The 2,019-nt window shown below is 39.2% G+C and carries 2 protein-coding genes; both read right to left on the reverse strand.

The features are described 5' to 3' along the window. Positions 1-111: 111 nt before the first annotated feature. Positions 112-558 carry a response regulator gene (locus tag A3754_RS23135; protein WP_063521460.1) on the reverse strand — a complete coding sequence of 149 codons (447 nt, stop codon included), beginning with the start codon at positions 556-558 and terminating at the stop codon, positions 112-114. Between the two features lie 2 nt (positions 559-560). Continuing rightward, the coding region (locus A3754_RS23140; RefSeq protein ID WP_231880756.1) for a hypothetical protein at positions 561-2,019 on the reverse strand (1,459 nt) is incomplete at its 5' end.

Below are 2,019 nucleotides of genomic sequence, written 5' to 3' on the forward strand. Positions count from 1 at the left end.
CATCCAGAGCACAGGCAAACTCTAATCCAACCCCGCCCGGTATCAACGAACTAATAAAAGCCTCAATGTCAGCACGTTTATTGTCATCATCTTCAATCAGAAGGATTTCCATCACACCCCCAGAAAAAATTTTGTCTTATCGATCCACTCTTCAGAGCCATCCTCATAAAACACCACCTCAAGATTGCTAAAAGAGTAATTTTTACGAAGCTCCATCCCCGCGTCATCGATAGAAAAATAATCATTCTCTATTTGGATGTCAGCATACTGAGTAAGGATCATAACCGGGATATCATTTTTACCAAGATAGTCAATTTCCATAATTACTTCGACGCCCCCTGCCGGCATAGCCAATGGAGTCCCCTCTCCAGCCTTAGGAGAGTGGCTAGGCAATGACATATCGAGAATAATGATGTCTGGCGATTTTTCATTCAGATAATTAACCGCATCACAAACGCTGTCGGCTCGAAAAATTTCAATCTCAGGCACAGAGTCTTTTGCAAGCCTCTCAATCCTTGAATATTTAAATGTATCATCCTCAACAATTAGCAATTGCATATTTAGTAATCCAGCTTATAGCTAAAAGAGGAAACAATTTTATTAGGGCGTTCAAAAACATAATTAACATCCCCAATGTAGCCATCCACCGCAAGCCTCAAGAGTTTTTTTATGCCGCTATTTCCTTCTCGAACATGCGCATCCTGTGTATCTGACTCAAGCTTTGACTCAATTACTCTTTTTGCTTTATTTAAAGTCTTCTCATCATCAACCTCTGACATAACCATCAGCATCAGCTTTGACTGCTCCTGATCCTTGAAAACATTAAACACAAGCTTGCCAGCTTGCTTACCATAGGCGGCAGCATTATATATAAGAACATATAAAGCATCGTAAATAGCAAAATACTGACCTCCATTAATTGGAAATTCTTCATCACCAACCTCAATTCTAGGGTCAAAACCTGCATGCAAACCTTTTACCTCAGAAGTAACCGCCTTAAAAAGCAAATTCAAATCAGTTGAAGGTGATGCAAATGATGGCTTATTAAACCAAGAAGAGATAACACGGAACTTATCTGCCGAAATCGAGTTAACCTCTTGAACAAAATCATTTAGCTCCCTCCGATTAACCTTTCTTGATACATTGTAAGGCACAGAAAATACGCCATATTTTGATTTTATTTGGCTAAGAAATTTTCTTGTTCCGGAAAGGTCCTCTTCAATCAACCTCCAGCAATAGTCCATCACTACATAAGGCGTATCTAAAAAATTTCCAGATTTTATATATTTGTTATGGACATCAAGAAGCATTTGATTAGCAACTGCTTGCTTGTATTTGCTGTTAGGATAACTAGAAAATAGCCCTTGAGGATGCGCATCATCGCGAACATAAAGATACTCTTTTACTATCCTTGTAAGAGCCCCTTCATATAGCTCAATCCACTCTAAAAAATGATTATTAAATTCAGGATCAGACAAAAGGTTCGAAAACCGACCCTCAGAAGTTATATCTTTTAATTCTTCAAGCCCTGTCCCAACCAAAGTTCCGTGCCTTATTCTTCGCCCAAGATATGAAGCTATCCCAAAGAATTTATTCTCACAAAACTCTTTAAAGCAATCTAGAAAATTAGAAGCAACCAAGTCAAAAATTGATATGCCACTCCTCACCCCGCTCCAGCGTATAGCTTTTGGGGTCATTTCTTTACCAGAATTAAGGTCCGGTATCAGCAGTGACAGCTCAGGCATCACCATATCAGAAACCCATTGCGTATATTTTATTTGATCAACATAAATCCTGGCATCATCAATTGTCCCCTTTTCCTTATTAATCTGAACATCAATTCTCAAGTTCCTAGCTCTTGAGAGGTACTGGCTATCCTCCATCTTATTTCCGTACCACTCAAGAATGTCCGCCCTATCTTCGATAGCCTTATTGGGACGAGAAGTTATATGAAACAGCTTACTCAAAAACGTCTCATCACAAACGTGAACCAAGTGCTCGGTTACAGATGGGGAAATA

The sequence above is a fragment of the Alcanivorax sp. HI0083 genome (assembly GCF_001635175.1).